Annotated in this window: 9 protein-coding genes; 3 read left to right on the top strand and 6 right to left on the bottom strand. The window is 71.4% G+C overall.

The window, feature by feature from the left end; all coding sequences use genetic code 11:
• The first annotated feature begins 256 nt into the window (after positions 1-256).
• From AB4091_RS03290 to AB4091_RS03280, 3 genes are all read left to right on the top strand, one after another.
• The gene (locus AB4091_RS03290; protein WP_442290282.1) at positions 257-517 is read left to right on the top strand and encodes a hypothetical protein; all 261 of its coding nucleotides are present in this window, start codon (positions 257-259) and stop codon (positions 515-517) included.
• A gap of 78 nt (positions 518-595) precedes the next feature.
• Positions 596-2,416, top strand: a complete 1,821-nt coding sequence (gene glmS, locus AB4091_RS03285) for a glutamine--fructose-6-phosphate transaminase (isomerizing) (RefSeq protein WP_442290281.1) — start codon at positions 596-598, stop codon at positions 2,414-2,416.
• A gap of 55 nt (positions 2,417-2,471) precedes the next feature.
• Complete coding sequence (locus AB4091_RS03280) at positions 2,472-3,023, top strand: pyridoxamine 5'-phosphate oxidase family protein (protein WP_442290280.1); 552 nt, start codon at positions 2,472-2,474, stop codon at positions 3,021-3,023.
• An 89-nt stretch (positions 3,024-3,112) separates the two neighbouring features.
• Here AB4091_RS03280 and AB4091_RS03275 read toward each other — a convergent pair whose 3' ends face one another.
• From AB4091_RS03275 to AB4091_RS03250, 6 genes are all read right to left on the bottom strand, one after another.
• Complete coding sequence (locus AB4091_RS03275) at positions 3,113-4,165, bottom strand: NAD(P)-dependent alcohol dehydrogenase (protein WP_442290279.1); 1,053 nt, start codon at positions 4,163-4,165, stop codon at positions 3,113-3,115.
• Between the two features lie 98 nt (positions 4,166-4,263).
• Positions 4,264-5,175, bottom strand: a complete 912-nt coding sequence (locus AB4091_RS03270; RefSeq protein ID WP_442290278.1) for a ParA family protein — start codon at positions 5,173-5,175, stop codon at positions 4,264-4,266.
• Between the two features lie 26 nt (positions 5,176-5,201).
• Positions 5,202-5,873: a maleylpyruvate isomerase N-terminal domain-containing protein gene (locus AB4091_RS03265; RefSeq protein WP_442290277.1), complete on the bottom strand. Its 672-nt coding sequence runs from the start codon at positions 5,871-5,873 to the stop codon at positions 5,202-5,204.
• A complete protein-coding gene (locus tag AB4091_RS03260; RefSeq protein ID WP_442290276.1) occupies positions 5,866-6,756 on the bottom strand; it encodes a RecB family exonuclease in 891 nt (296 codons plus the stop codon). Before AB4091_RS03260 ends, AB4091_RS03265 begins: the two co-directional genes overlap by 8 nt.
• Before the next feature lie 96 nt (positions 6,757-6,852).
• Entirely contained in the window at positions 6,853-7,467 is a 615-nt protein-coding gene (locus AB4091_RS03255; protein WP_442290275.1) for a MarC family protein, read from the bottom strand.
• The gene (locus AB4091_RS03250) at positions 7,464-8,342 is read right to left on the bottom strand and encodes a PHP domain-containing protein (RefSeq protein ID WP_442290274.1); all 879 of its coding nucleotides are present in this window, start codon (positions 8,340-8,342) and stop codon (positions 7,464-7,466) included. Before AB4091_RS03250 ends, AB4091_RS03255 begins: the two co-directional genes overlap by 4 nt.
• Positions 8,343-8,421: the final 79 nt, after the last annotated feature.

Genomic DNA, 8,421 nt, shown 5'->3' with positions numbered 1-8,421 from the left:
TCAAGTCACGCCGGCCGACCCGGTCCCGAACGCCCTGGACACTTCAATTCCAGGCCAGCCCGCACAGGCGGCAAGCACTCGATGAGTCACCAGACGCTCAGAACCGAGCCTCCACCCAAACCGGGCGGCCCCACCAGACTCACACTGAGGGCACTCGAATACGCGACCCGCACGCATATCTCACTCTTGAGAGGGTTTCTGCCCGAATGCGGGCAGATTCTTGGCATTCGACGATGGCATGCCTCATGATCCAGTGGTGCCAGACCACGATCTCGTCGCCCACGTGGCCAGCTCGACCGGCCTCTCGGAGGGTGAGGCGGCGCGCGTCGTCGGCGACGTCATCGCCCACTACCGCGAGCCCGTCGAGGACTACGTGCGTCGACGTCACGCCAGGTTGCAGCTGCACGGCGCCCGCAACCCGGAGATCTACCGCACCATCGCGGCGGAGCTCGGCGACCGGCTCGTCGCCGCACCGGAGCTGAGCGAGCGCCAGCTGCGCCGGATCATCTACGGCTGATTGCCCAACCGCGCAGCCACCTGCCCCCGCCGGGCAGCGCACGGCATACGCCATCCCACCCGACCCAGGAGGTCACCCATGTGCGGCATCGTCGGCTACGTCGGGCGCCAGCCCGCTGCTCCGATTCTCATCGAGGGCCTGACGCGGCTCGAGTACCGCGGCTACGACTCCGCCGGCATCAGTGTCGCCGGACCCCACGGACAGACCGTCGTGCGACGGGTCGGTCGCGTGCGAGAGCTCGAGGCAGCTCTGCCGAAACGGCTCGCGGGGAGCGTCGGCATCGGCCACACCCGCTGGGCCACCCACGGGCCGGCAACCGAGGCCAACGCTCACCCCCACTCGAACGCGGACGGACGGGTCACCGTCGTGCACAACGGGATCATCGACAACGCCGCCGCGCTCCGCACCCGGCTCGCGCGTGAGGGCGTGACCTTCACCTCCGACACCGACACCGAGGTGCTCGCGCACCTCGTCGGACGCTCCACCGCCCCCGAGCTGGAGGACCGCGTTCTCGAGGCGCTCGACCAGGTCGTCGGCACGTACGCGGTCGCGGTCCTCGACGCGCAGTCCCCCGACCGCCTGGTGGTCGCCCGCAACGGCTCGCCGCTCATCATCGGAGTCGGCGAGCGTGAGATGTTCGTCGCCTCCGACGTCGCCGCACTCGTGCGGCACACGTCGTCGGTCGTCCACCTCGACGACGGCGAGCTGGCGGTCGTCACGTCGCGTGGCTACCGCACCTTCACCAGCGAGACGCCCGACACAGGCCGCGAGCCGACGACGATCGAGGTCAGCGACGAGGACGTCGAGCTCGGCAGCCACGGCCACTACATGGCCAAGGAGATGGCCGAGCAGCCTGAGACCGTCGCCCGCATGCTCCGCGGGCGCCTCGACACGCGCTTCGGCACCGCCCGTCTCGACGGGCTCAACCTCTCTCCGCGCGAGCTCCGAGCCTTCCGACGGGTCAAGATCCTCGGCTGCGGATCGGCCTACTACGTGGGCGAGCTGGGCGCCCTGATGATCGAGGAGCTGGCACGCATCCCAGCGCACGCCGAGGCAGCCAGCGAGTTCCGCTACCGCAACCCGATCATCGAGCCCGACACCCTCTACGTGGCCGTCAGCCAGTCGGGTGAGACCGCCGACACGGCCTTCGCGGTGCGCGAGATCAAGCGCAAGGGCGGGCAGGTCGTCGGCCTCGTCAACGTCGTCGGCTCGACGATCGCCCGCGAGTGCGACGGCGGCATCTACCTGCACGCCGGGCCCGAGATCGCCGTGGCCTCGACGAAGGCGCTGACCCACATGGGCGTCGGCTTCGCCCTGCTCGCCCTGCTGCTCGGCCGGGTGCGTGACCTCTCCGTGGCCGACGGTCAGCGCGTCATCGCCGGCCTCGAGCGGCTGCCGGCCGACATCGCGCAGGTGCTCGGCCAGGGTGAGGCCATCGCCGAGATCGCCCGCGAGCTCTCGGGTGCGGACAGCCTCTTCTTCATCGGCCGCGTGCGCGGATTCCCGGTGGCCCGGGAAGGGGCCCAGAAGTTCAAGGAGATCTCCTACCGGCACGCCGAGGCCTACCAGACCAGCGAGCTCAAGCACGGGCCGCTCGCCCTGATCGAGCCCTCCCGCCCGACCGTCGCGGTCATCCCCGAGGACGACCTGACCTCGCGCAACCTGGCTGCCGCCGAGCAGGTGATCGCCCGCGGTGGGCGGGTGGTCGCGGTCACGCACGCCGGCGTCGACCTCGGCGAGGTGGGCGCGCGCCGCATCGACGTGCCCCGCAACGAGGTGGAGCTCGACCCGATCCTGCTCATGATCCCCATGCAGCTGCTGGCGTACCACGCAGCGGTCGCCCTCGGGCTCGACATCGACAAGCCCCGTAATCTGGCGAAGTCGGTCACCGTCGAGTGACAGCCAGAGTGACCGCCTGAGTGACGGCCCGCGTGAGGGCTCCAGTGAGGAGTGCATGGTGAAGCTGCACGAGCGAATCGACGGTCGGCTGCGAGAGTTCATCGAGGCCCAGCACGTCTTCTTCGTCGCGACGGCCCCGCTCGCGGCCGACGGGCACGTCAACGTCTCGCCGAAGGGCCTGGACGGCACCTTCGTCGTGCTCGACGAGCAGACCGTCGCCTACCTCGACCTGACGGGAAGCGGCGCCGAGACGATCGCCCACCTGCGCGACAACGGCCGCATCACGCTGATGTTCTGCGCCTTCGAAGGCCCTCCCAACATCGTCCGTCTGCACGGGAGTGGTCGCCACGTGGGACTCGAGGACCCCGAGTTCGCTTCGTACCGTGGCCTTTTCGCTGACCAGCCCGGCACCCGGGGCGTGGTGGTCGTGGACGTCCAGCGCCTGTCGGACTCGTGCGGGTATGCCGTGCCGCTGATGAGCCACGAGGGTGACCGCGACCTGTTGACGCGGTGGGCCGGCAACCGCGGCGAGGAGGCCCTCACGGCCTACCGGGCGACGAAGAACGCCACCTCGATCGACGGTCTCCCCGCCCTCGATCCGTCCTGACACCCGCAACGCGAGACAACGCACGACACCCCGGGATCAGATCCCGGGGTGTCGTGCGCTTCTCGGTGTGGCTGGAGCCCGGCCGACGGTCAGGCGCTGACGGCGATCGTCGAGGTGTCGATGACGAAGCGGTAGCGCACGTCACCGGCCACGACGCGCTCGTAGGCCTCGTCGACCTGGTCGGCGGAGATGGTCTCGATGGTCGCGCCGATGCCGTGCTCGGCGCAGAAGTCGAGCATCTCCTGCGTGGCCGGGATGCCGCCGATGTTCGAGCCGGCCACGACGCGGCTGCCGCCGACGACCGCACCGGGTGCGAACTCGTAGTTGCTCGTGGGCAGCCCGACGTTCGCGATGACCCCGAGCGGACGGAGCAGGCTGATGTAGGTCTGCATCGGCAGGTCGGCGCTCACGGTGTTGATGATGAGGTCGAAGCTGCCCTTGAGCTCGCGCAGCACGCCGGGCTCCGACGTCGCGTGGTAGGCCGTCGCACCGAGGGCGGCGCCGTCGTCCTTCTTGGCGTCGGTGCGCGACAGGACGCTCACCTCGGCGCCGAGGGCGGCGGCGAGCTTGACGGCCATGTGGCCGAGGCCGCCGAAGCCGATGACGGCGACCTTCCTGCCCGGGCCGGCGCCCCAGCGCTTGAGCGGCGACCAGACGGTGACGCCGGCGCAGAGCAGAGGGGCTGCGACGTCGAGGTCGATGCCGTCGGGGATCTTCACGGCGAACCGCTCGGAGACGACGACCTGCTGGGCGTAGCCGCCCTTGGTCTCCTCGCCGTCGTAGCCGCGGCCGTTGTAGGTCATGACGGCGCCCTTGGCGCAGAACTGCTCCTCGCCGTTCTTGCAGAACTCGCACTCGCCGCAGGAGTCGACCATGCAGCCGACGCCGACACGGTCGCCGACCCTGTGGCGGGTCACGCCGTCACCGACGGCGGAGACCACCCCGGCGATCTCGTGGCCGGGGACCATCGGGAAGATCGCGCTCCCCCACTCCTCGCGGACCTGGTGGATGTCGCTGTGGCAGATGCCGGCGAACTTGATGTCGATGAGCACGTCGTCGTCACGCAGGTCGCGGTGCTCGACGGTACGCGCCTCGAAGGCGGCTCCGGCGCTCGGCGCGACCAGTGCAGGCGTGGAAGTCAAAAGAGGGTCTCCTTCGTGGTGGGTTGGCGACACTCCTGGTTGCAGCACCACCGGGCCGCGGTTCATTCCCGCCGAGCCGGCGACCGACGTCGACTGCCTCAGAGCCGCGCGAGCAGGGACGCTGCCACGTCGCGGTAGGCCTGGGCGCCCTTGGACGTGCGCGCGGTGGCCAGGATCGAGCGTCCGACGGCGGGCGCCTCGGCGAAGCGCACGGTCTTCGGGATGGGCGGTTCGAGCACGGGCAGGTCGTAGCGCTCGCCCACGTCGGCGAGCACCTCGCGCGCGTGGTTGCTGCGGCCGTCGAAGAGGGTGGGCAGGATGCCCCACACCTCGAGGTCGCGGTTGAGGATCTTCTGCACGTCGGCGACCGTGTCGAGCAGCTGTCCGACGCCGCGATGGCTGAGCATCTCGCAGGGCATCGGGATGATGAGCGCGTCGGCGGCCGTGAGGGCGTTGAGCGTCAGCACGCCGAGGCTGGGTGAGCAGTCGAGGATCACGACGTCGTATGCCGTCTCGGCGCCTTCGAGGGCCGAGCGCAGCACGTACTCGCGCCCGGGGCGCGGGAGCAGGATCGCCTCCGCCCCGGCGAGGTCGATGGCGGAGGGCACGAGGTCGACGCCCTCGTCGCAGGTGATGACGACGTCGCCGAGCTCGGCCGAGCCGGTCAGGACGTCGTGCACCGAGCGCTCGACGGTGTCGGGGTCGACGCCGAGCGAGAAGGTCAGGCAGGCCTGAGGGTCGAGGTCGACGAGCAGCACCCGCTGTCCCTGCTCGGCGAGAGCGGCGCCGAGGCTCGCAACGGACGTCGTCTTGGCGACGCCGCCCTTCTGGTTCGCGAGCGCGATCGTCGTGGCACCGGCGCGGCGCGAGGCGTCGCCGGTTTCGTGGGGGGAGGTGTTGCGGGAGGTGTTGCGGGAGGTCAATGGGGAGGTGGCGGCACCACGTGTGCTGGCGCGGCCACCTCGCCTCGCGGCCGTGGTCGGGTCGCTCTTGCCGGTCCGGGGCGCCATGCGGCCCAGTGTGTCAGGCCATCGGGTCAGAACGCCGAGATCGTCCGCGGGGCGCGCTCGGCACGTGACAGAGCCGACACGAGCGCACCCTGCCCGTGCCGGCGGACGGCCAGCCGGGTCAGCAGCGAGAGGACGGGTGCCAGCACCTCGTCGGGCAGTGGCGGGGAGTCGAAGCCCAGGCTCGCAGCGACGTCCTCGCCGTGCACGACGACCTCCATCATGCGGCCGGTGAGGAAGTCGTCGCGCCGCAGTGCCCAGCCGGCCCACGGGATGAGGACCGCCCGCTCGGCCGGCTGCGCGGCGAGGAGCTCGGGCAGCGCCTCCCGAGCCTCCGCCACCCCGGCCAGCACGGCGTCTCGACCGGCGACGGCCTGCGCGTCGCCGCCGGCGCGGATCGAGACGTTGACGTCGCCGTCGACACCGGCCTGCACCCACGCGGAACGCCGGTAGTGCTCGTCGATGGTGATGGAGTCGGGCCACGGGTCGGCCCGGAGCAGCTCGACGGCGATCACCGGCTGGCTCGCCAGGTGCGCGACGAGCCCGCCGACGCTCCACTCGGGGAGCGCACTCGGTTCACCCCATGCAGCGGCGACGTCGTCGCGCGCCACGATGGCGGCGACGTGGTCGACGGCGGCGAGGAAGGCTCCGCGCAGATCGTGCCCTCCCGAGGTGTGCACGGTCGGCTCTGTCTCAGTCATGGGCAGGCTCGCGCGGGGACGGGGCCGAGTCGTAGCCGGCGGGCTCGAGACCGGCCCAGTCGGACTTCTCGGGACCAACCTGCTGGCCCTCGGGGCAGTGGGCCCGGAAGTCGCACCACGAGCAGATGGCCGAGGTGCGGGGGGCGAACCGGGTCGACTCGACACCGACCTGCTTGAACTCGGCGTCGGCCCGGCGCAGGTCGGAGGCGATCGACTCGGCCTCGGCGACCTTGCGCGAGAGGGACTCGTCGGTGTGCTCGTGCGCCGCGACCGTGCCGGACGGCACGTGGTGCAGCTCGACCCGCCGGCAGGGTCTGCGGAACATGCGCGCCGACGCGACGGCGTACAGGGCGAGCGGCAGCGAGGTGCGTGCGTCGTCGTCGGTGGGCACCTGCCGGCCGGTCTTGTAGTCGACGACGACGAGCTCGCCGTCGCGGTCGTCGAGCCGGTCGATGCGGCCGGTGATCGCCACCTCGTCGGTCTTGAGCGACACGCTGCGCTCGATGCCGACGGGCTGGTTGTCACGGTCGCTGCGCCGCAGGTAGTCGGTGACGGCGTCACGCACGCGAAGGCGCCAGGCCGCCGACTGCTCGGGGTCACGGAAGCCGACGTCGATCCACGACGTGCGCACGAGCTCGGCGACCCCGGCCGGCGTGCGCTGGGAGACCGGGAGGTCCCAGAAGTCACGCAGCACGTTGTGGGTGGCGATGCCCACCGAGGTGTGCGCGCGCTGCGAGCGCGCCTGCGGCCGCGGGCGGTCGAGGTACTGCATGCGGTAGCGGCGCGGGCAGTCGAGATAGGCCAGCAGGCGCGACGGCGACCCGGAGTAGAGGGGCGTGGGCATGCCGGCGAAGGTCGTCTGCTCAGCCGCTCCGGTCGTCACGTCGACACCCTACGACCACGCGGCGACACGACGCGGGAGCCGTGCACAGCACCCCGCGACCATCGGCCATCGACAGAAGCGCGCCCTCGGTGCAGGTCAGCCCTCACCGCTGACGAAGGCGCGCACCGAGTCGGCCACCATCTGCACGGCGATCGCCGACAGCAGCAGTCCGGCGATCCGGGTCAGCAGCATCGTGCCGCTCTCGCGGAGCAGACCGCGCACCTGGCCGGCGAAGCGCAGCACGAGGTAGACGACCAGCATGGCCGCCACGAGCGCGGCACCGACGGCGACGTACTCCCCCGCCGTGTCGGAGCGCTGGACGGCGAGCATCGTCGCGACGATCGCACCCGGCCCCGCGAGCAGCGGCGTGCCGAGGGGCACGAGCGCCACGTTCACCCCGGCGTCGGCGAGCGAGTCGGACTCCTTGCCGGTCAGCAGCTCGAGGGCGACGAGGAGCAGCAGGAGCCCGCCGGCACCCTGCAGCGCGGCGATCGAGATGTGAAGGTAGTCGAGGATGCTGCGACCGAACAGCGCGAACATGCCGATGACGAAGACGGCCACGAGAGAGGCGCGTCGGGCAGCGACGTTGCGCTGGACCTTGGTGAGCGAGCCGGTCAGTGCGAGGAAGATCGGCACGGCCCCGGGCGGGTCGAGGATCACGACGAGGGTGATGAAGGTGCTGGTGAAGATGGTCAGGTCGAAGAGGTTCACGGCCGCACCACCTCGGTGACCCCGCTCGAGGCGGCCTCGATCGCGTCGAGCACCTCTGGGGCCGTGGTGTTCTCGCCGAGGCGGTTGCGCTTGCCCTCGCCGTGGTAGTCGCTCGACCCCGTGAGCACGAGCCCCAGGCGGTCGGCGAGCGCCGTGGCTCGCTCGACCTCTGCCCGTCCGTGGTCGCGATGGTAGGCCTCGAGCCCGACCAGGCCGGCGGCATACATCCTCTCGACGAGGGCTTCGTCCAGGCCACCGGAGCGCGTGCGCGTGAACGGGTGGGCGACGACGGGTACGCCGCCCGCCGCGCGCACGAGCTCGACCGCCCGCACGGGGTCGGGTGCGTAGTGGCCGACGTAGTACGGAGAGTCGTCGCCGAGCCACTGGCGGAACGCCTCGTCGCGGTGGCGGATCGTGCCGTTCGCGATGAGGGCGTCGGCGATGTGCGGCCGCCCTGCCGTGGCCCCGGGCGCGACCTGGGTCTCCACCTCGGCGTACGTCAGGGGTATGCCGTCGGCGGCCATCAGCTCGACCATGCGCTGCAGGCGCGTGGACCGTGAGTCGCGGGCTCGTGCGAGCTCGTGAGCGAGCGGCAGGTCGTCGGGGTCGGTGAGGTAGCCGAGCAGGTGGATCGAGGAGTAGCGCCAGGCACAGGAGATCTCGATCCCTCGCACCAGCGAGACGCCGTGGCGCCGTGCGGCGTCGGCGGCGTCGTCCCAGCCGGCGACGGTGTCGTGGTCGGTGATCGCGAGGACGTCGACGCCGGCGGCGGCGGCAGCCGCCACGAGCTCGCGTGGCGTCTCGGTGCCGTCGCTGACGGAGGAGTGCGTGTGCAGGTCGATGACCGGCCCCGCTCCTGCCCCTGTCGACGTCACGCCCCAAGACTAGGGCCGCGTGACGCCCACCTCCGCCGCCGCTCCGGGCAACCGTGGCAACCTTTCCCGGACCACCGCC

This window comes from Terrabacter sp. 2RAF25, from assembly GCF_052115265.1.
GTDB lineage: Bacteria > Actinomycetota > Actinomycetes > Actinomycetales > Dermatophilaceae > Terrabacter.
This window is presented reverse-complemented; position numbering and strand designations above follow the sequence as displayed.